Below are 20312 nucleotides of genomic sequence, written 5' to 3'. Positions count from 1 at the left end.
GTTGATCAATGACTGTCAATGTACATGTGATTCCACATACTCACTGGGACCGGGAATGGTATTTCACCACCTCCCGCTCCCGTATCTACTTAATGAAAAGCGTAATGGACATTTTAGACACCCTTGAAACAGATGAAAGGTTCCATTACTTCATGCTCGATGCCCAAGCATCCTTATTGGATGATTACCTCAAATGGCGTCCAGAGGATGAAAATCGAATCAAAAAGCTCGTCACAGCCAAACGCCTCATCATCGGTCCATGGTATACACAAACCGATCAGCTCGTTATTTCAGGTGAATCGATTGTAAGGAACCTGCAATATGGAATCGAGCGTTGTCAGCAATTCGGCCATGTGATGAAAGTCGGTTATGTCCCTGACTCCTTCGGTCAATCCGCACAAATGCCACAAATTTATCAAGGCTTTGGCATTGTAGATACAGCATTTTGGCGCGGCGTTTCTGATCATATGACGAATCATACAGAATTCAATTGGCGTGGCGCTGACGGCAGTGAAGTATTTGCTGTGAATCTGCCATTTGGCTACTACTACGGTGGAAATATCCCTGAGAAGGATGAGGACTTACAGGCCTTTCTGTCTGAAAAAATCGGTGCGCTGCAAGCAAAAGCCACAACGAAAAATGTCTATTTTCCAAATGGCTTTGACCAGGCACCTATCCGCAAAAACCTGCCTGACTTATTAGAAAAAGCCAATGAACTTGACGAGCATCACTATCAAATCAGCAGTCTAGAAGATTACATTGCAGCGGTGAAAAAAGAGCGGACATCTTTTGATACATTACAAGGAGAGCTCATTCATGCGAAGCATATGCGGATTCATAAATCTATTTTTTCAACACGAGCGGATTTAAAAATCTTAAACAATCAAATTGAAAACTATCTCGTCAATGTGATGGAGCCGATCCTAACGATCAGCTATTCACTCGGGCACGATTATCCGCATGACACCGTTCGCGATATTTGGTACCTCATGTTTGAAAATGCAGCGCATGACAGCATTGGCGGCTGTAATAGTGACACGACGAATCAAGACGTCTTCTTCCGCTATAAGCAGGCAAAAGAAATCGCCGAAAACCTTGTGGACTTACACATGCGTCTCATCGCTATTCGCCTGCAAACAGAGCAAGAAATCACGTTCACTTTATTTAATACATTGCCTTCAAAGCGTTCTGAAGTCATTGAAGTCGAAACCTTTATTACGGAACGTCCTTTTACGTTAAAAGACGCAAACGGAAGAACTCTTCACTACACGGTGAAAAGCAAAACGGATGTTACTGATTATGTCTTGGCACAGCAAATTTCTCTTAACCCAAGCAAAGAGGTGTACATGCCAAAACAAGTATGGAAAGCTGTTTTGCTCATTGAAGCAAACGACTTACCATCAGTTGGTTATACACAAGTCAGCATGGTTTTTGATGAATCAAGTGAATCCGTTTGGGAACAAGCAGAAGGCCGAGTGATTGAAAATGCATATTATCGAATTTCTGCAAATGATAATGGATCACTCGAGATCACAGATAAGCAAACAGGTCAAACCTTCTCTGAGCAAATGATCTTTGAAGACAATGGAGACGATGGGGATTCCTACAACTATTCACCACCGCGCGAGGATCTGTATGTGTCGTCTAAAGATATTTCATCTGCGGATATCACAGTGTCTAAAAGCAGGTTACAGGAGGAGCTTACCATCCAGCTTCATCTCACTGTCCCATATGACCTAGAGGAACGATCGGAGCAAAAGGTCACGACTTCCCTCCCGATCACAGCGAAGGTGGCTTTAAATAAAGATGAGTCTGTCATCCGTTTTCATGTGGATGTCGACAATCATGCATTAGACCATCGTCTGCGGGTACTCTTTGATACAGGTATCGCGTCAAAAGTATCACTGAGTGATCAGCAGTTTGGCACAATCGAACGTCCAACAGAGCTCTCGCAAGAGCTTGAATGGTGGAGCAATGAGCATTGGGAAGAAAAACCGATCACCATTGAACCGATGCAATCATTTGTCGCACTTCGCGATGAAGCATACGGTGTCACTCTTTTGACCGACTGCGTGAGAGAATACCAAATCACAGGCGAAGGCTACACAACGATTGCTTATACCCTCTTCCGCTGTTTCGGAAAGATGGGGAAAGAAAATCTTCTTTACCGTCCAGGCCGGGCATCTGGGGAAAAAATCGTTGAGACACCTGACGCTCAGCTTCAAGGCGCGCTATCATTCTCATTTGGCATGCTCTATAGCCAAGAAGCGGTAAGTGAAGGACACTTAGCGCAGCTTGCCAAGCGGTATACCACTCCAGTTCAATGCTATGAACGAGCAGACTTTTTAAACGGTCGTTTAATTTTCTCTTTCCGAGATGAAGAAGAAGACTTACAATCTACTTATAGCCTGCTTGACATTGAGACAGACGGAGCCATTCTAAGCGCCTTGAAAAAGGAAGAGCACGGAACAGGTATTGTCATCCGTCTCTTCAATCCATATTTAACGCGTCAAACAGCCGCTTCAATCAATAGTTCATCTCTACAACACGGAGAAACAGCGAATTTAGGCGAAACACCTGAAGGACATATACTCAAAGCACAACATGGATCATTACAGATTGAACCGCTCACACCTTGTCAGGTACAAACCTACATTGTAAAGAAAAAATGAACATGTAGGGGCGGGATCCATTTGGATTCCGTCCCTCTTTAATGGAGGGCATTGATCATGCGAATTGGAGGCATCGAAGCAGGCGGTACAAAATTTGTCTGCGGTTACGGAACAACAGACGGAACGATTGAACACATGACTTCCTTTGCAACAGGGAATCCAGATGAAACATGCCAAAAAGTGATCGATTATTTTACAGAGCACCCAGTCGATGCGCTTGGAATTGGGGCATTCGGGCCGGTCGATGTGAAGGAACACAGCCCAAGCTATGGGACGATTTTAGACACACCGAAAACAGCCTGGCGCCAATTTCCATTACTCTCTACCTTAAAACAAGCGCTCGGGCTCCCTATGAAGCTTGATACTGATGTGAACTGTGCAGCGCTCGGGGAAGCCCGCTTTTCGACTGAAGCAGAAAATCCTGCTTCTTTGGTTTACATCACCGTTGGAACTGGAATAGGTGGTGGTGCATATATTGAAAATCGCCTCATTCATGGATTGCTACATCCAGAAATGGGCCATATTACAGTCCAACGCCATCCTCATGATACCTATGGGGGCTGCTGCCCTATTCACCATGATTGTTTAGAGGGGCTGGCATCTGGACCTGCCATAGAAGGACGCTATCATACATTGGCACAAATGCTGCCAGAGGACCATCCAGCCTGGTCATTGCATGCCTACTATCTCGGGCAAATGGCGGCAAATTTATTACTCACCCTTTCACCAGAGCGCATCATTTTCGGCGGAGGTGTGATGAAACAGCCAGCTATGCTGCCGCTCATCCATGAAGAAACAGACAAGCGGCTTCGCGGATACCTGCAACTACCAAAACCATTAAATGAAATCGTCACAAAGCCTTCCTTTGACGGATTATCTGGTTTAATGGGAGCGATTGCCCTTGGAGCCGACGCCTTACAGGCGCAAGGAGCGGCGCAATGATGATGACGGCAGATACTCGAACCTATCAGCTCATTCAGCGGCTATTCGAAACAAAAGGGTTCGTGAAGCTGGAGGAGCTAACTGCCTCTTTTCGCTTATCTGACCGCTCCATCCGCAATTTAATTAAAGAAGCAAATGAGCTATTAAAGGAAGCCGGGGCCATCATTAAGACCATCCGCGGAAGGGGCTACACTCTCTTAACGAGTGACCAAGACGCTTTCCTGCTTTGGCTTCATCAACAGAAGCTTCCTGCCCGCTCTCTCGTACCCGTCATGCCAGAAGAGCGTGTACGATTTATCATGAGAAAACTATTGCTTCAATCTGACTACTTAAAAATTGATCAACTGGCTGAAGAGCTGTTTATCAGCCGCATGACTGTCAGCAGTGATTTAAAAAAAGGACGAGAACTATTAGCCCGTTACGGCATGACCCTTGTATCAAAGCCTGGCTTTGGCTTAAAGATTGAGGGAGACGAATTGCAAAAAAGAACGTGCTATGCAGACTTGCTGCTTGAGGAAGAGCCTGCGCTATCAAATATCACCGAGCGGGAGCAGCTTCATTTTCCTGATATTTCTCTTGAAACCATTCGATCCATTGTGCTGACGAATCTGTATCAGGAATCATTACTCATTAAAGACATTGCCCTAAAAAATTTAGTCATTCATTTAGCCATTGCGATTCAGCAAACACGAAAAGAACAGAGAATATCCGCCAGCACCGAACGCACACAAAGGTCGCCAGTGTTAACGAAAATTGCCAAAAAAATCACTCAGCAAGTCAGCGACACTTTTTATGTTACCTTGTCAGAGGATGAAACAGATTACTTAGTGATGCATCTCTTGGCGAATCAAACGTGGAAAGAAGCCGACCAGCATCAAACGACAGAGGAAGTACGGCAGGCGGTCACGGTATTTCTCAAGCATATTGAAAAGACAAGCGGACATCGTTTTGCTGATGATGACATCCTGCGGCAAGACTTGATGCTTCATATGAAGCCATTATTAAATCGAATCCAATACGGCGTGTCCTTACAAAACCCGCTTTTGCATGAGATCAAAACGTCTTATCCTTACCCATTTGACTTGGCTGTCAGCGGACTGAATGCTTTACAGCTGGTGCGTACACCAAATGAAGACGAGGCCGCATATGTTGCCTTGCATATCGCTGCTTCATTTGAAAGAAGCCAGCTCGACACCTCGCAAAAAAAGAAAGCCATTATCGTGTGTGGGTCTGGATTAGGGACAGCAAGACTGCTTGAAATTAAGTTAAAGGCTGCCTTTCAGCATGAACTTGAGATTGTCGAGCTCTATTCTTATCAAGATTATGCATTTAGCACCTCTTTGCCCTGTGATGTCATCATCACAACCGTCCCACTAGCATCAAAGGGAAAACCGATTATTCAGGTCAATGCCTTTTTTGAACATCATGATGTACAGCGCGTAAGTGAGGTCATTCATTTATTAAATGGACACGGGACACCCTCAAAGGAACTAATGGCGTTTTTTCAAGAACGATTGACTTTAATGAATGCTGACCTATCCAGCAAGGATGAAGTATTAGACACACTATGCAGCCGTTTAGAGGCGCATCAGCTAGTATCGCCTTCTTTTCGATCCTCGGTGCTTGAGCGGGAGCAAATGTCGTCTACCTATCTTGGCAAAGGGATTGCGATGCCGCACCCTCTCATCACCAATGAAGGCACCTCCTGCGTAGCCATCGCACGCCTGAAACAGCCGATTGACTGGCAGGGAGATCAAGTATCACTTATTTTCTTATTAGCCATTCATAAAGATGACGCTGCCTGCATGAACCAATTCTTTGAACAGGCCGTCGATTTACTAGACAATCCAGACCGCATTCACTCACTCAAGAAAGCAAAAACATTCGATGACCTGATGGATGCGTTATTTCAATAAATAGAACAAAAGGCCGCCTCATGAACTGGGCGGCCTTCGTCTTATTTAAAATATAGATCATCAATCGTAGATGACATTTTTTCCTTCTTCACTTAATTTTTTTAAGGAGCTCAGCATATGATTGATTTCTTCATCGGAATGTCTTTCCCATGAACCTAATTCTGCGACTATTTTCAACGGAGATTTCGATCGATAAGAACGTGTTGGGTTGCCCGGAAATCTTTTGTCAGTTACATTCGGATCATTTTCAAACTCGCCTAACGGTTCTACAATATAAATTCTTTCTTTCGCATCAGACCTCGCTAATTCAGCCCCCCATTTGGCCGCGTTTAATGTTCCGGTAAAATAGATATGGTTCGATTTTTTATCCTGATAATTGGATAAGTACAGCGGTTCAAGCAGATCTCCAATCTTCAATTCTGCTTTCGTCCCATGAAAAAACGGCCCAGGATCTAAGACATCTTTCTTGTCGTTCATACAGCCACATCCCTTATCGTTTTTGACTTGCGTATAACAGTATAAGGGCTGTTTTGGATGGAAAACAGTCTATAAATCATATTGGATTCGGGTTATAATGATAGTAGAGAGTAAGATGTGATCGGAAACTCCAGCAATAACACCTACTGCTACCCTAACCCATTTAAGCCATAAAGTAAGAGGATAAAGGCTTCCTGCTAATATTTAAAAATAAGCTTTTTTAATTCCCCTGCATGTTTGTAGAATAGTTCTCCATTTCTCAGCCTGTGTGTTAACATCCCAATTAAGAGAACGATTTCATTTTTGTTGGATTCAAAATATCCAAACACTTTAAATGACCAACTTTATTCAAATCTACCTTTTGCATTTCTTTCTCCATTCCCTTACTCTATTTCAGCACATGATCATTTCTCAATGTTAAACTCAACTACAATCCGTTAAAAAATCTATCAACAAATCAATACATTTGATGATCGCATAATTGCGTTTTTTAGGAGGGGTTTTATTTGTTTTTTGTAGGTATGGCAATTTTTATTGTGGTGTGTATTTCCGGATCGATGATAGAAAAAAGTTTAAAATCAATCGAGAAACAAAATGATATTATCATAGAAATATTAAAAGAAATGAACAATAAAAACTGATTGGAGAATTTCAGTAAATATCTTTTGTACCAACCGATAAATACATTAAATTCTTTAAATGTATTTATTTTCAAATTTCAGGAGGAACTTTTCATTATGGGTCGAATTTATTCCATTGTTAGCAAAAATTAATTAGGGAGTGATTGATTATGTCTATTAAGAAAGTACTAATTACCGCTTCATTGGCTTTGTCGTTACTTGGAAGTTCTATACCTGCTTTCGCTACTAGTCCAGTTACTACAAGTTCTAAACAAAATGTACAAATAACCGATGATGCCTCTACTAAGGCGAGTTTCACAAGATATATTTATGGTCAAGATTTTGATGCATTCCCAACTTCATTTACGGAAAACAATTTACTATGGATTCTTCAGCAAAGAGTAGATATGGGAGATGGATGGTGGCGTGCTGAATATAAAGCCACATTTTAAACAACTGTTACTTGAAGGACTCACTGATCATACATGATTAGTGAGTTTCTTATTGGACGTTACTTTTTTCTTTAAGCTCCTTATTTGATAATATCTGCATTAAAAGGGGCGCGTTTAATGAAAGTTGTCTGTTACCTCTTTAAGTTTTCTTCTTTATGTGTAGCCACGGTTTTCTTAACCTTCCGTTCACTCTCTTTGCTACTAAGGCGTACTAAAACATTTATATATTCTATTAGATTTTAAAAATAAGAAAAACAAAAAGCTAACCCGAAAGAGTCAGCTCCATCTGTTGAATTTATTATTCTTCATGGCTTATAAAACAAATTTTTAATTTCGATCTACAACCTCCCCAAGGCGTCTGCATGTGTTATAAGCAGTGCTCTATGCGCATATTTTCCTTTCTTTTTATTTTAAAAAGAAGGTGAATTCATAAAAAAGGAAATTTCTCATTGATTCCAACAAGTACAAAAACAAGAATACCTTCTACAGCTGACAGAGTCACAATCACTCCATGGTTCATTGGGTATTCCTTCGCAATTAATTTCTGACCTATATAGTTTAAAGCATAAAAAAGGAAGAACAATAAGAAGAACATAAAAAGGATCGTCATCATATAATCAGCCTCCTTTCTTATAATGGATTATTAACCAATTTTTACAATATATCATTAGACTATCATTTTAGAACAACTCGAACAATATGATCTTGCCAATAAAGTGAACGAACAAAAAAAGCCAACCACCCGCATAAGGTGATTGGCTTTTTCATTTTTTACTTCCCGATGTTCTCTCCATTTTGCTGAATCAAGGTTTCGTACCAATAAGAGCTCTTTTTACGAATTCGTTTGAGGTCTTTTAGGTCAAATTCGTCACGGTTGACGTAGATGAAACCGTAGCGCTTGGAGCATCCTTGGTGTGTGCTGATTAGGTCAATGGCTGACCATGGGCAGTATCCGAACACCTCGACACCGTCAGTGATCGCCCATCTGATTTGTTCGATATGTTTCTCTAAATAATCAATTCGATAATCGTCCTGAATGGATCCGTCTTCTTCTAATTGATCAAAGGCACCCAGCCCGTTTTCAGTGATAATGAGCGGCAGCTGATAGCGGTCGTAAATCTCGCGCATCGTTGAACGGAAGCCGACAGGATCAATCTCCCAACCAAATGCATTTTTACTTAAGTATGGGTTATTGCCGCCTTTGTATACGCCATCTTCACCGGATTTCAAATGCTGATCTCCGCCGCGTGCAAACTCGTCATTGCCATCTCCTTTACTTGCTTCAACCGTTTGAGAAGTGTAGTAGTTAAAGGCAATGAAGTCTGGCTTCGCACTTTTTAAAATATCCATATCTCCCTCTTCAATAACAGGAAGAATGTCTTTTTCTTTCATGTACGCCCAAGCAAGGTTGTTATAACGGCCGAAGACTGCCATATCAAGATAAAGCCAGTTCCGGATCGCATTGTAATTTGCCGCAGCAAGTACATCCTCAGGCTTTGGAGATGCCGGATAAATGAGCGCGATATTTGGCGCTGGTCCAATTTTCGCCTCAGGCAGCATTTGATGACAAAGCGTCATGGCTTTCGCTTGCGCTACGAGCATATGGTGGTTTTGCTGATACAGTTCTTTTTTCGGATTTTCTAAATTTGGGTCAAGTGTACCGAGCGCCGATCCATGTAAAATCATCATGTTTTGTTCATTGATGGTCAGCCAATATTTTACCTTTTGACCATACTCCTGAAACAGAACCTCTGCATAGCGTTCAAACGCATCTACTGTCGCACGATTCGACCATCCGCCCTTCACTTGAAGCGCATGAGGCAGATCAAAATGATACATCGTCACGATCGGCTCAATGTCATAACGGCGTAATTCGTCAATGAGAGAATGATAGAAATCAATGCCCTTTTGATTAATCTCCCCATCTCCGTCTGGCATGATGCGTGTCCACGCAATGGAAAAGCGATAAGCCTTCAAGCCCATTTCTGCAAACAGCTTCACATCCTCTTTATATCGGTGATAGTGATCACTGGCTACCTTAAAATCGGTTGTTCCTTCAGGGTAACTTTCTCTCATGTCAATGACAGAAGGTCCCTTTCCATCCTCGTTCCATGCACCTTCTACTTGATAGGCGGAAGTAGATCCGCCCCAGAAAAAGTCTTTTGGAAATGGTGCTAGTGTTGAATATCTCATGATTTCTTCCTCCTCTTTATTAAACTAAGTGTAAAAATGATTGTCCTGGTGTGACTTGTTTTTCTTCTGTTTCAATCATATCGCTAAATTCACCGGAATTGGTAATAATCACTGGTGTTGTGACTGACAGACCGGCTGCTTGAATCGCCTCAATATCAAACTCAGCAAGCAGTTCACCTTCCGTAATGGTTTGTCCCTGCACAACCTTCGGGGTGAAATGCTGACCACCTAATTGCACCGTATCGAGTCCAATGTGAATGAGTACTTCTGCTCCGCTTTCAGAGGTGAGACCGTACGCATGACCTGTTGGGAACACCGTTGTCACAACCCCTGATACTGGTGCAAACAGCTTGCCTTCTGCTGGAATGATGGCTGCACCCTTTCCTAGTGCACCAGATGAAAATGCCTTATCTTGCACTTCCTCCAGCTTGATGACCTCGCCCTTTAAAGGACTTTTCACATGAGCTGCTTTGACACCATGTTCATGTTCGGCCTTTGGCGCAGTACTCGTCACAGGCGTCTCATCTTCATCAACAGGATCTTTAAATCCAATTAAATATGTTAAGACGATGGATAGGACGAACGAGACCGAAATTCCGATTAAGAAACCTGTAAATCCTTGGCCATAGAAAATCGGAAGTGTCAGTAAACTCGGAAGTCCTGACGCAATGGCCACACTCTGTGAATAACCGATAATCGCACCGCCGACCCCGGCAGAGATAACCGCTGCAATAAATGGTTTTTTCAAACGAAGCGTAACCCCGTATACAGCAGGCTCTGTAATCCCAAACACAGCAGAAACCGCTGTCGATCCAGCCAATGATTTCAGTTTTTTATTCTTTGTTTTCAGCATAACACCAATTGACGCACCGGCTTGAGAGAACACAGCTGGCGCAGTGGCCGGCTTGATATGATCCTTTCCATGGACCGCAATATTATTTAAAATGACTGGCACAAGTCCCCAATGGATGCCGAAGATCACAAGAACCTGCCATGCCATCGCAATTAAAGCACCTGCAAGTGTAGGGCTAAAGGAGAATACTTTTAGTAAGACGGCTGCTATGCCGTTTCCTGCATACACACCAAATGGTCCAAACACAATGAGTGTCAGCGGAACAACCGTGACGAGTAAAATGAGTGGTGTGATAAAGTTTTTGACACTCTCATGAATGACTTTGTTAAAGAAACGTTCTATATATCCCATGACAAACACTGCCAAAATAATTGGGATGACCGTTGATGTATAAGACATTAAGACAACCGGAATGCCAAAGAAGGTAACATCTCCGCCGCCTTTTGTCAGCTCTTGAATGGTTGGGTAGATCAGTGCACCTGCAATCGTCACAGCAACAAACGGATTCGCTTTAAACTTCCTAGCAGAAGTGAATGCGAGCAGTAGTGGCAGGAAGTAGAACAAGCTGTCTGACGCAGCAAATAAAATTTGATACGACGTATCTTCAGGAGATAACCATTTCGCATTGATACAAATGCCCAAAAGACCTTTTAAAATACCGGCACCCGCCATCACACCGAGAAGTGGTGTGAAAATGCCTGAAACAATGTCGACGAATTTTCCAAAAAGGCTTGTACTCTCTTCACTCGATCTGGCAGATGAAGAAGCTGAATCCTCTAATAAATTCGTAAACTCCCCAATCTCTCTATATACCTCTGGTACGGTATTGCCAATGACCACTTGGAATTGGCCGCCGCTTTCCATGACCGTCACGACACCATTTAATTTTTCAATGGCTGCTTTATCTGCTTTTGACCTGTCATTTAATGTGAAACGAAGTCTTGTGGCGCAATGGACCAATGAATGAACATTTTCCTCTGTGCCAATGTGTTTGATAATGTCTTCTGCTAATTGACGATAACTCATACAAAAACCCCCTTTTTTTGAAAAAAATACGTTTTTGGGCAAAATAAAAACCTAAACGGGCACCAAAAATAGTCGCAACTTGCCATTGCGCTTTTTCAGTGAACGTTTAGGTTTTGCCTGCCGAACAGTCACAATCCTCTAAGACGATCATTGTGAAACCGTATTCTTTTATGTTTATGAGCAAATAGTACCACTCACCTTTTCTCATGTCAACGCTTTCTTTGAAAATCTATCTTTATTTCTCTCGTTTGATGAGTCGATTCAAATGAATTGAGAGGTACAGCATTTCCTCTGATGTCAGATCTCGATGATACGTTTGATAGACATATTCTGCGATTTTCTTTGCACATTCGTATGCCTTTGGATATTTCACTTTGATCAACTGGTATAAGTCCTGGTCTTCGCTGACAAGTAATGTTTCGTTGATCAGACGCTGTACGAAAAAGCGCAAATGCGTGAGAAAACGGTAAAAGTTGAGTGAGTCTTCATCAAACTCCATGTTGAGATGATATTTCACAATGGTGAGAATGGCATTGACTTCTTTTGTGATATTGACCGTCGTATTCATATCTTCATTGAGCTCTGCATTAATGATATGCATGGCAATAAAGCCCGCTTCATCCTCAGGCAGTTCAATATGGAGACGCTCTTCAATCATCTCAAGACAATCCTTCGCCACGAGAAATTCATCTTTGTATAAGCGTTTAATCTCCCAAATGAGCGAATTCTCAATCAGGTGATTTTTCTTTAATCGTTCGATAGCGTAATGAATATGGTCTGCGAGTGATACATGCAGACTTTCGTTTAATCTTCGGTTCAGCTTTGTATGTGCATATTGAATCATTTCCTCGGTCACCTTGACCACATCATACGGAACCTCTTGCAGTAGCATTTTCATCCGCTCGTGAACGGAATGATCCTCTAGGCGAAAGACTTTATCAATTAACGCTTCATCCACCGGGTCCCCGGGACGTCTTTGAAAAGCAATGCCTCTGCCCATGACGACAATTTCTTTTCCGTGTTCATCTATCACACTAATGACATTATTGTTTAGAACCTTTTGAATCTGTATCTCCAAACACCTCCGTCTATGACCCACAATCTTCACTCAAAATATCTCTCATCTTAACACAACTGTCAAATCACTTGGTGTTTTTATCTGACTTTTGCAATAGATTTCATAAATATTTCTACTTCTTCATTGCTGGTCTGATCCTCCATCAGCCTGCATACAATACCCCAAGGAGGAGACCGTCTATGAAGAATTTTTTCTGGTCAGCATCTTTTTTATTCATGCTCATCTTCACCCTCGTTTTTCTAGGAATAGTTTATTGGCTTAGCGGACAAGGCTTGAATCAGCTATGGAGATATGTGCTCATCTCACTGGTCACAGCGGCTGTTTTACACGGTGTCACCACTTGGCTAAAGCGGCATGTGATGCATAGCTCATCAAAATAAAAAAGGCTGCCCGCAATGTTCAGGCAGCCGTTCCTTTATTCTTTTGATGATGCTGCTTCTTTCTGAGAAGTACGCAGTTCATCATTGATTTTTCTCGCGTCTTCTAAAAACTCTGTTTCAAATCCGCTTTTGAGTGCCCACATATAAAATAGCAAGGCAACGACCGCTATGAGTGCCATATCCCAGCCATAATGAATCACATTGTAGCCCCCGAATTTGTCACTGCCAAGACAGGAAATGGTCATCATCACAAGTAAATACACAACCATCCAAGCACCGGCCTTAAAGTTGCGGCCAAAGCCCTTCCACTTCACTTTTGCTTGATAGTAAAAATAGATGGGAAGACCAATGAGAATAATGAACAGCACCTGACCTGTTAACGGCCATCTCGCCCAATACATCGTCAATGATGCAAACACAAAGCCTAGAGGAGCAATAATGCTGAGCCCTTTAATTCGCAATGGACGATATAAATCCGCCCCTGTCTTTCTCAGCGTCATGACAGTAACTGGTCCTGTCAGATAAGAAATAAGTGTCGCGACAGAGATGATTTCAGCAAGTACACCCCAGCCTCTAAATAAAAACAGAAAGATAAACGATACGCCTAAGTTAAAAAACATCGCTTGGCGAGGCACGCCGTAAATAGGGTGCAGACGGCCAAGCACACTTGGCATGTATTTGTTTTTTTCCATTCCATAAATCATACGAGACGTCGTCGCGGTATACGTAATGCCTGTTCCAGAAGGTGACACAAATGCATCCGCATATAAAATCAGGACAAGCCAGTTAATCCCAAGCGCAATGGCAAGGTCAGCAAATGGTGAGTTAAAATTCAAATGCCCCCACCCATTCACAATCATGGATGGATCGACCGCCCCAATAAAGGCGATTTGCAAAAGCACATAGATGACAGTTGCAATCAAAATCGACCCTACAATCGCAATTGGAATCGAGCGGCCTGGATTTTTTGCCTCACCAGCCATATTAATCGGGCTTTGGAAGCCATTGAAGGCAAACACAATCCCTGATGTCGCAACAGCTGTCAGCACACTGGCCCAGCCGTTTGGGGCAATACTTGTTCCAGAAGTGAAATTCTCACTATGAAAACCTACGAATAAGAGCGCACCAATTGTTAATCCTGGAATGATAATTTTAAACACTGTAATAAATGTATTGGCTTTTGAAAATAACCCAACTGTCCAATAATTGAGCAGAAAGTAAATCACAAGAAGCACACTAGCGACCATGAGCCCTTCTGTCGTCAAAACTCCTTTTGTGACCAAGTGACTTGTCCACTTTGCCCACTCCCAAGGCCATGAGCTCATGTACTGGACGGAAGCAACCGCCTCAACAGGAATAACAGAGACAATCGCGATCCAGTTCGCCCATGCTGCGATAAACCCGATAAAAGAACCGTGTGAATATTGCGTATATTTAACCATTCCGCCTGCCTCTGGAAACATTGATCCGAGTTCACTATAAGACAAAGCGATAAATAAAATCACAACCATCCCAATCAACCAGGACAAAATAGCAGCAGGACCGGCGATTTGGGCGGCACGCCAAGCACCGAAGAGCCATCCTGAACCAATGATTGAGCCAAGACCTACCATCATTAAAGCGAAAGTTCCCATCCTACGATGCAAATGATTCATGTTCATAACACCTTTCGATTAAAATACAGAGCATGTGTCGAGCAAGCGTCTTTCTTTCATAGCCGTTCCCTTTTCATTCAATTGGAAAATATTTTCTAAAATGAACCTTTATCCTTGTTCATTTTTTCGCCTGTTATATTATCTCTCAATTCTTCATTTTCTGAAATAGTCGAACATGCTCATTTCAACAGAGAGCGCTTTTTCAACGGTTCAATCTATTAGACTGATTAACTACCTTTACCCTTATTTTGAAAAAAACAAAACAAAAAAGAAAGAGGTAATGACTTCCTCTTCCTTATGAACAACTATCCCGCAAAGAAAAAAGGATAAAGGGGGTTCCCTCTATCCTTGTGAAATCGCTTGTTCTTTTTCAATCACAGCTAGTCTTTCTTGTACTTCTTCTTCAGACAGATTGTGCTGCTTCACATAAAGATTACGTTCGCTTGTACGACATTCATGGCTGCAGCTGCGCATATACTTATGCTCACTTTCTTCAGTTGCAATGATTTTGCGGTTACATGCAGGGTTCGCACAGTTTACATAACGCTCGCAAGGCTCACCGGTGAAGAAATCTTTTCCGACAACCACGTGCTCTGTTTGATTGACTGGCACAGTTAGACGGTTATCGAACACATAACATTGACCGTCCCATAGCTTACCTTGGACTTCCGGGTCTTTTCCGTAAGTGACAATCCCGCCGTCAAGCTGAGATACATCTTCGAAGCCTTCACGCTTTAACCAGCCTGAGAATTTCTCACAGCGGACGCCGCCTGTGCAATAAGTCAGGATTTTTTTCCCTTCAAGAATCTCCTTGTTGTCACGAATCCACTCAGGCAATTCACGGAATGTCTCAATATCAGGACGAACCGCACCTCTGAAGTGACCAACATCAAATTCATAATCATTACGCGCATCAATGACCACTGTATCAGGTGATTGCATTTGCTCGTAAAATTCAACCGGGCTGAGATGTTTACCTGTTAGTTCTAACGGATTCACGTCATCTTCAAGGCTTAGATTCACCAATTCATTACGATGGCGGACGTGCATTTTCTTGAACGCATGACCATCTGCTTCGTCAATTTTAATCGGCATAGACGCAAAGCGTGGATCTTCTTTTAACGCTTGCATGTACTTGTCCGTTTGCTCAATGGTTCCTGAAACTGTTCCGTTTATACCTTCTGATGAAACAAGAATACGGCCTAACAAACCAAGCTCCTTACAGAATGCTAGGTGCTCTGCTGTAAACGTTTCTGGGTCCTCGATGGGGACATATTGATAGTAAAGTAATACACGATATTGTTTTTCCATATATATAAACACCTCTTAAATTTAATGAGAACATACCGTTCTTTATCATACAGGAAATACATACCTAAAGGCAATGACAGCGGCTTAATTCCATAAAACGGAAGGGTCTATCTACTCATTTTGTCTGATAATTTGACAGAACTTTCTGTAAAGTGAGATGATTTATAGACTATATGATTTTGTAAAGGAGCAGAACTCAATGATCCAACCAGAAGATATCGTCAGAAGCGGTCCCAACCAATTTATTTCTCAAAAGGGAATTTATCATGAACTAGATTCACTTGTTTCTTCCTTTCAATCACCCGCTGTAGTGACTGGATATCATTCATTTCATGCTTTTTCACAGTACACAAAGCTCCCATCCCATTGGCCAGTTGTCCAGCACAAAGGATACAGTTCACCAAATGCGATCACAGGAATTGCAGAAGAACTAAAAGGAACCGATGTGATCATAGGGATCGGGGGCGGCACTATTTTAGACACCGCCAAATCGGTTGCTGATGCTCTTCAAATTGAAGTGATCATGGTTCCAACGATTCCAGGTACATGTGCTGCGTCTACACCGCTCAGCGTCATTTATGATGACAAAGGGAATTTCATGAGAGTCGATTATCATAAGCGATCTAGCTATCTCACCTTAATTGATCATACCTTTTTGCTTACATCTCCACTTTCCTACCTTCAGAGCGGAATTGGTGATACGCTGGCGAAATGGTACGAAGCGGAAGCCATTATTCGAAATGCAAAAGATTCCTTGCCGCTCATGGTACATGCTGCACTAAAACAAGCTGTATACGTTCGAGATATTCTTCTTTCTCATAGTGAAGAAGCTGTCCAAAACTTGAAAACAGGTCAGCTTTCGCAAGCATTTGCGGATGTCACAGATACGATTATTACATTAGCCGGCACGGTCGGAGGCTATGGGGGACGCTATGGAAGAATGGCAGGAGCTCATGCCATCCATAATGGATTGACGTTTATTGAAGAAACACATCATGTGTTACATGGTCAAAAAGTTGCCTATGGCATTCTCGTTCAGCTTGCTGCAGAAAACCGAATGACAGAAGTAGATAAATTACTAGAGCTTTATCAAACATTTGGATTACCTAGAAATATGCATGAGCTTGGCATCAAGACTGATCTAAACGAAGCCGCAAAAACGGTGGCGAGCCATGCTGCACGCACAGATGAAACCTTTTGTTTGATGGGTGACTATTCCAAAGAGCAAATTGTCGCCGCCATTCAAATCATTGAGACGTTTCAGTCTAAAAAGACCGTCTGAACATGCTGGCAAACAAAAAAGCACAGGCATCGCAGCCTGTGCTTTTCTTCATGTTAAAAATCAAAGTTATCTGGGTCTGGACCCGTCCGCTCGTCTTCATTTAACTGATCGATGACACCCATCTCATGTGTGGATAGCTCAAAATCAAATACTTGTGTGTTTTCAATGATTCGACTCTTCGTCACAGACTTCGGGATGGTAATAATGCCATGCTGCAAGTCCCAGCGAAGAATCACTTGGGCCACTGATTTGTCATGTTTTTTCGCAATATCCTGAAGAACCGGATGGTTAAGAAGCTTCCCGCTGCCTAATGGCGACCACGCTTCTACATGAATGCCTTTCGCTTTGCAGTAGTCTCGTAAAGGCTCCTGCGTCAGCTTTGGATGAAGCTCAATTTGATTGACCATCGGCACGACTTCTGCACCTTCTAATAAATCCTCTAGATGATGCTGATGGAAATTACACACCCCGATTGCTCGAACGCGTCCATCCTTATACAGCTTCTCTAGCGCTTTCCATGTCTCTTTATATTTGCCTTCAACCGGCCAATGAATTAAATAAAGATCTAATACATCCAGTCCCAGCTTGTTCATACTTGTTTCAAAGGCTTCGAGTGTTGACTCATAGCCTTGATCACGATTCCAAACTTTTGTCGTAATGAACAGATCATCGCGAGAGATGCCTGATTGCTGAATGGCTTTGCCTACCCCTTCTTCATTTTGATAAGCCGCTGCTGTATCAATGCTTCGGTAGCCCGCTTCAAGAGCGTGTTTGACTGCATTTACAGCCTCATCCCCATCTTTTACTTGCCATACACCAAAGCCTAGCTTCGGCATTTTTACTCCGTTTGCTAATGTGACTGTATCTTTTAATCCACTCATCAAACAAACCTCCGCTTCATTTTTACTTACCAAGCACTATACCCGAATTTTTTATTTAACATGCATGAAGTTCGATCATTCAGAGACCGACTGGTGTTATTTAATATATTTTCCTATATCGAGTTGGTTGGCATCAACGATTTGATATTCGCTGGTTCGATCTTTCGTTTTAGAAAAATCATATGTCTCTAAAAAGCTTTGATCGTAAAAAGTTAGACCATATGTTTCCTTCTCATTCTCGTAGACTCTGATCCAATAAGATTCTTTGGAGGCTATTTTAACTTCATTCGTTTTCTTTAATTTCATACCTGAAAATTCCTTCAGAAGCTTTTGAATATCCTCTTTCTTTTCAAGCACAACACGCTCATTATCATGCTCAATTTGAATCGAAGTCACCTTGTTTTTGTCAATCGAGACCACATCATCAAAAGAGCCTGTTTTCGCATTGATCATAAAATAAATGCCAATGCCAATTAAAATAACAACAACTACACCAATGATCCACTTTTTCAACCTAACTCCTCCTTCTATTCACGTCACACCTATAGAAACAACGAAGTCCATTCATCCTCCTCAGAGAACACCTGAATCCCATGCTGTTTCAGCAAAGCTGACGTCACACCATCTCCAGCCTTCGTCTGACCGTTAAAATCACCCCGATAAATCATCTGGCTGCCGCAAGAAGGGCTGTACTCTTTTAACACAACCGCTGTCGCTTCAAGAGACTGAACCTGTTCAAGCGTAGCTTGTGCACCTTTTACATACATCTCTGTCACATCAGTTCCATGCACATCGACAACAGAGGCAATGCCCTGTAATACATCATATCCATCGCCGCCAATAATTTCTGCTGGAGGCCTTGGCGTGGAGAAGCCGCCTAGCAGCTCGGGACAGACCGTGACCGCCTTACCTTCCTGAACAAGCTCCTCGATTCGCTGATCTAATCGGTGACTGCCATTATAACGAACCTTCAATCCAGCAAGACAAGCGCTGACAACAATCACGTATGTTCCTCATTTCTATGGATTGAGTGTTTTTTGCTGACCGAAAAATAGATACATAATGGCAAACAGAATATCGTGTACCCCAAAAAAGGCAGAGCACAATACAAAGCAGCCGCCCAAATCGGCTCTTCAACTCCTGTAATGCCAAAAAAATAAACAAATAATAGCAAACTGACAAACAATCCAACGAATGGCATGATGAACACGTACTTTTTAAAATTTCCTATCATTTCTTTCTCCAATGAGGCTCCCTCCTTTTGATCATGATCAAGAATAACGTCAATATATGTTAATTTTACCATATATAAAAAACCGAAATCATCTAGTTTGTATGATGATTTCGGTCTTTTTTTATCTATATCTTTTCCTTCCACGCCTTTAAGAAGCGTTCAATCACTTGTAATTCATCTTCATTAAATTGATGTAGGAATTCTAAATAGGATGTGACTGCTTTTTCATGAAGTTCATCATGTAGCGCCGCCAATTGCGTGCCTTCCTCTGTCAGTGAATAATAGACAGATTTCTTATCACCTTGCCGGTGGCAATAGTCCACCATGCCTTTTTCGATTAGTTTTTTCACAGCCTTTGTAATGGCTGGTTTTGATAGTTTCAGTTGTTGAGAAAGAAATGTATTATTTGATTCGTTTGGATTGGCTTGAATCATCGATAAAATGTGAAGCTGTGTGAGTGTCCAATCTTGCTTGAGTGTATCAGTCGTGGTAATCAGTGGATCTGTTGGATCGTTTCGTCTCTTTTCCCTATGCATAATCAGATCTTGAATCGCTTTTAAGACAATCTGCTCGTTTGTTTCCATCTGAACCTCCACTCTTAACTGGTTAATAAAATGGTACTAATAATCAAGAGAGGAGTCAAAAGAAATGTGAATATGAGAAAAAGAACAGGCCATCGGACCCGATAAGTGTATGAACTTTTCTACTAGATTACACGATATGAAACTGCATGTTTTCTTTTTAGCAAAGGAGTTGCAGAGATACCTCCTCTTTTGCTCTCAAATTAATGATGAAGACCTATCGCTTGAAAATGAATGTACATTCATTCATTCCTTTGGTACATTTAAAAAAAGGAGCTGAAGGAAAGATGATTCAACCAGGTGATCAGTTTCAAACAAGCAGAACCTATACACACGAAGACGTGATTCAATTCGGAGAAATGACAGGTGATCTCGGCAAACACCATACCGAGCTTGATGACCAGGGGCGGCGAATGGTTCACGGCTTTCTCACGGCAAGTCTGGCCACTAAGCTAGGTGGTCAGTTTCATTTTATTGGTCAAGACGTGACCTGTACCTTCTTCCGCCCCGTTTACACGGGAGATACCATTACTTGTCAGATGACCGTCACCAAAGTGGAATCCCTTGAACAATATGATCGTGTGCATCTTTTTTCTCGCTATATCAACCAGCATGGAGAAGAAGTAATTACTGGGAAAAGTGAAGGTGTGATTTTGAAATAGAATCGAACATAAAAAAAGCTCCCTAATCATAGGCAGCTATAGACTGTTGACAAAGGACTAAAATGATCTTTATTTTAGCCCTTTGTCTTCTTTTCAG

General features: G+C 42.1%; 19 protein-coding genes. 7 read left to right on the top strand and 12 right to left on the bottom strand.

The features are described from left to right. Positions 1 to 8: 8 nt before the first annotated feature. The 3 genes from mngB to BA70_RS07960 are packed head-to-tail and all read left to right on the top strand — an operon-like array spanning position 9 to position 5530. Positions 9 to 2672, top strand: coding sequence for a mannosylglycerate hydrolase (gene mngB / locus BA70_RS07970; protein WP_034320482.1), 2664 nt, complete (start codon positions 9 to 11; stop codon positions 2670 to 2672). 57 nt (positions 2673 to 2729) lie between these two features. Then, positions 2730 to 3614 carry an ROK family protein gene (locus tag BA70_RS07965; RefSeq protein ID WP_034320480.1) on the top strand — a complete coding sequence of 295 codons (885 nt, stop codon included), beginning with the start codon at positions 2730 to 2732 and terminating at the stop codon, positions 3612 to 3614. Beyond that, positions 3611 to 5530 carry a BglG family transcription antiterminator gene (locus tag BA70_RS07960; RefSeq protein ID WP_034320477.1) on the top strand — a complete coding sequence of 640 codons (1920 nt, stop codon included), beginning with the start codon at positions 3611 to 3613 and terminating at the stop codon, positions 5528 to 5530. Before BA70_RS07965 ends, BA70_RS07960 begins: the two co-directional genes overlap by 4 nt. 60 nt (positions 5531 to 5590) lie before the next feature. Here the strand turns inward: BA70_RS07960 and arr are convergent, their stop codons facing one another. Further along, positions 5591 to 6007 carry an NAD(+)--rifampin ADP-ribosyltransferase gene (gene arr / locus BA70_RS07955; protein WP_034320475.1) on the bottom strand — a complete coding sequence of 139 codons (417 nt, stop codon included), beginning with the start codon at positions 6005 to 6007 and terminating at the stop codon, positions 5591 to 5593. 790 nt (positions 6008 to 6797) lie between these two features. On the opposite strand from arr, the gene BA70_RS07950 reads away from it, so the two are divergent. Further along, positions 6798 to 7079, top strand: coding sequence for a hypothetical protein (locus BA70_RS07950; protein ID WP_034320472.1), 282 nt, complete (start codon positions 6798 to 6800; stop codon positions 7077 to 7079). Between the two features lie 427 nt (positions 7080 to 7506). Here BA70_RS07950 and BA70_RS07945 read toward each other — a convergent pair whose 3' ends face one another. The 4 genes from BA70_RS07945 to licT form a co-directional block, all read right to left on the bottom strand. Beyond that, on the bottom strand, positions 7507 to 7692 hold the full coding sequence (locus BA70_RS07945; RefSeq protein ID WP_034320468.1) for a hypothetical protein: 186 nt from the start codon (positions 7690 to 7692) through the stop codon (positions 7507 to 7509). A 158-nt stretch (positions 7693 to 7850) separates the two neighbouring features. Then, the gene (locus tag BA70_RS07940) at positions 7851 to 9272 is read right to left on the bottom strand and encodes a glycoside hydrolase family 1 protein (RefSeq protein ID WP_034320465.1); all 1422 of its coding nucleotides are present in this window, start codon (positions 9270 to 9272) and stop codon (positions 7851 to 7853) included. A 19-nt stretch (positions 9273 to 9291) separates the two neighbouring features. Next, entirely contained in the window at positions 9292 to 11151 is a 1860-nt protein-coding gene (locus BA70_RS07935; RefSeq protein ID WP_034320462.1) for a beta-glucoside-specific PTS transporter subunit IIABC, read from the bottom strand. 235 nt (positions 11152 to 11386) lie between these two features. Beyond that, positions 11387 to 12223: a BglG family transcription antiterminator LicT gene (gene licT / locus BA70_RS07930; protein WP_034320761.1), complete on the bottom strand. Its 837-nt coding sequence runs from the start codon at positions 12221 to 12223 to the stop codon at positions 11387 to 11389. 185 nt (positions 12224 to 12408) lie between these two features. Here licT and BA70_RS07925 point away from each other — a divergent pair, with 185 nt between their 5' ends. Then, positions 12409 to 12609: a hypothetical protein gene (locus tag BA70_RS07925; RefSeq protein ID WP_034320459.1), complete on the top strand. Its 201-nt coding sequence runs from the start codon at positions 12409 to 12411 to the stop codon at positions 12607 to 12609. 35 nt (positions 12610 to 12644) lie between these two features. Here BA70_RS07925 and BA70_RS07920 read toward each other — a convergent pair whose 3' ends face one another. Beyond that, positions 12645 to 14264, bottom strand: a complete 1620-nt coding sequence (locus BA70_RS07920) for an APC family permease (protein ID WP_034320456.1) — start codon at positions 14262 to 14264, stop codon at positions 12645 to 12647. 342 nt (positions 14265 to 14606) lie between these two features. Continuing rightward, entirely contained in the window at positions 14607 to 15575 is a 969-nt protein-coding gene (gene trhO, locus BA70_RS07915; RefSeq protein WP_034320453.1) for an oxygen-dependent tRNA uridine(34) hydroxylase TrhO, read from the bottom strand. A gap of 199 nt (positions 15576 to 15774) precedes the next feature. Between trhO and BA70_RS07910 the strand changes: the two genes are divergently transcribed. Continuing rightward, positions 15775 to 16857 carry an iron-containing alcohol dehydrogenase family protein gene (locus BA70_RS07910; protein ID WP_078061675.1) on the top strand — a complete coding sequence of 361 codons (1083 nt, stop codon included), beginning with the start codon at positions 15775 to 15777 and terminating at the stop codon, positions 16855 to 16857. 53 nt (positions 16858 to 16910) lie between these two features. Here the strand turns inward: BA70_RS07910 and BA70_RS07905 are convergent, their stop codons facing one another. The 5 genes from BA70_RS07905 to BA70_RS07885 form a co-directional block, all read right to left on the bottom strand. After that, a complete protein-coding gene (locus tag BA70_RS07905) occupies positions 16911 to 17738 on the bottom strand; it encodes an aldo/keto reductase (protein ID WP_034320450.1) in 828 nt (275 codons plus the stop codon). Positions 17739 to 17834: 96 nt separating this feature from the next. Next, positions 17835 to 18251 (bottom strand): DUF5301 domain-containing protein, encoded by a 417-nt coding sequence (locus BA70_RS07900; protein WP_034320448.1) that lies wholly within the window; start codon positions 18249 to 18251, stop codon positions 17835 to 17837. Positions 18252 to 18280: 29 nt separating this feature from the next. Next, positions 18281 to 18742: a 2-thiouracil desulfurase family protein gene (locus tag BA70_RS07895; RefSeq protein WP_034320446.1), complete on the bottom strand. Its 462-nt coding sequence runs from the start codon at positions 18740 to 18742 to the stop codon at positions 18281 to 18283. After that, positions 18739 to 18984, bottom strand: coding sequence for a hypothetical protein (locus BA70_RS07890; protein WP_034320756.1), 246 nt, complete (start codon positions 18982 to 18984; stop codon positions 18739 to 18741). The genes BA70_RS07895 and BA70_RS07890 overlap by 4 nt, the downstream gene beginning before the upstream one ends. 113 nt (positions 18985 to 19097) lie before the next feature. After that, positions 19098 to 19556: a MarR family transcriptional regulator gene (locus BA70_RS07885; RefSeq protein WP_034320444.1), complete on the bottom strand. Its 459-nt coding sequence runs from the start codon at positions 19554 to 19556 to the stop codon at positions 19098 to 19100. Between the two features lie 284 nt (positions 19557 to 19840). Between BA70_RS07885 and BA70_RS07880 the strand changes: the two genes are divergently transcribed. After that, a complete protein-coding gene (locus BA70_RS07880) occupies positions 19841 to 20215 on the top strand; it encodes a hotdog domain-containing protein (protein ID WP_034320753.1) in 375 nt (124 codons plus the stop codon). Positions 20216 to 20312: the final 97 nt, after the last annotated feature.

Source organism: Bacillus zhangzhouensis (assembly GCF_000715205.1).
Lineage (GTDB): Bacteria > Bacillota > Bacilli > Bacillales > Bacillaceae > Bacillus > Bacillus zhangzhouensis.
Note: the sequence above shows the minus strand (reverse complement) of the source record. Positions and strands in the feature narration are given on the sequence as shown.

Bases quoted from the DNA above. Each gene is read 5' to 3' on its own strand.
- BA70_RS07920 (WP_034320456.1), bottom strand. From the start codon at position 14,264: ATGAATCATTTGCATCGTAGGATGGGAACTTTCGCTTTAATGATGGTA.
- BA70_RS07950 (WP_034320472.1), top strand. From the start codon at position 6,798: ATGTCTATTAAGAAAGTACTAATTACCGCTTCATTGGCTTTGTCGTTA.
- BA70_RS07945 (WP_034320468.1), bottom strand. From the start codon at position 7,692: ATGATGACGATCCTTTTTATGTTCTTCTTATTGTTCTTCCTTTTTTAT.
- arr (WP_034320475.1), bottom strand. From the start codon at position 6,007: ATGAACGACAAGAAAGATGTCTTAGATCCTGGGCCGTTTTTTCATGGG.
- BA70_RS07965 (WP_034320480.1), top strand. From the start codon at position 2,730: ATGCGAATTGGAGGCATCGAAGCAGGCGGTACAAAATTTGTCTGCGGT.
- BA70_RS07960 (WP_034320477.1), top strand. From the start codon at position 3,611: ATGATGATGACGGCAGATACTCGAACCTATCAGCTCATTCAGCGGCTA.
- BA70_RS07885 (WP_034320444.1), bottom strand. From the start codon at position 19,556: ATGGAAACAAACGAGCAGATTGTCTTAAAAGCGATTCAAGATCTGATT.
- BA70_RS07910 (WP_078061675.1), top strand. From the start codon at position 15,775: ATGATCCAACCAGAAGATATCGTCAGAAGCGGTCCCAACCAATTTATT.
- mngB (WP_034320482.1), top strand. From the start codon at position 9: ATGACTGTCAATGTACATGTGATTCCACATACTCACTGGGACCGGGAA.
- BA70_RS07880 (WP_034320753.1), top strand. From the start codon at position 19,841: ATGATTCAACCAGGTGATCAGTTTCAAACAAGCAGAACCTATACACAC.
- BA70_RS07905 (WP_034320450.1), bottom strand. From the start codon at position 17,738: ATGAGTGGATTAAAAGATACAGTCACATTAGCAAACGGAGTAAAAATG.
- BA70_RS07935 (WP_034320462.1), bottom strand. From the start codon at position 11,151: ATGAGTTATCGTCAATTAGCAGAAGACATTATCAAACACATTGGCACA.
- trhO (WP_034320453.1), bottom strand. From the start codon at position 15,575: ATGGAAAAACAATATCGTGTATTACTTTACTATCAATATGTCCCCATC.
- BA70_RS07940 (WP_034320465.1), bottom strand. From the start codon at position 9,272: ATGAGATATTCAACACTAGCACCATTTCCAAAAGACTTTTTCTGGGGC.
- BA70_RS07925 (WP_034320459.1), top strand. From the start codon at position 12,409: ATGAAGAATTTTTTCTGGTCAGCATCTTTTTTATTCATGCTCATCTTC.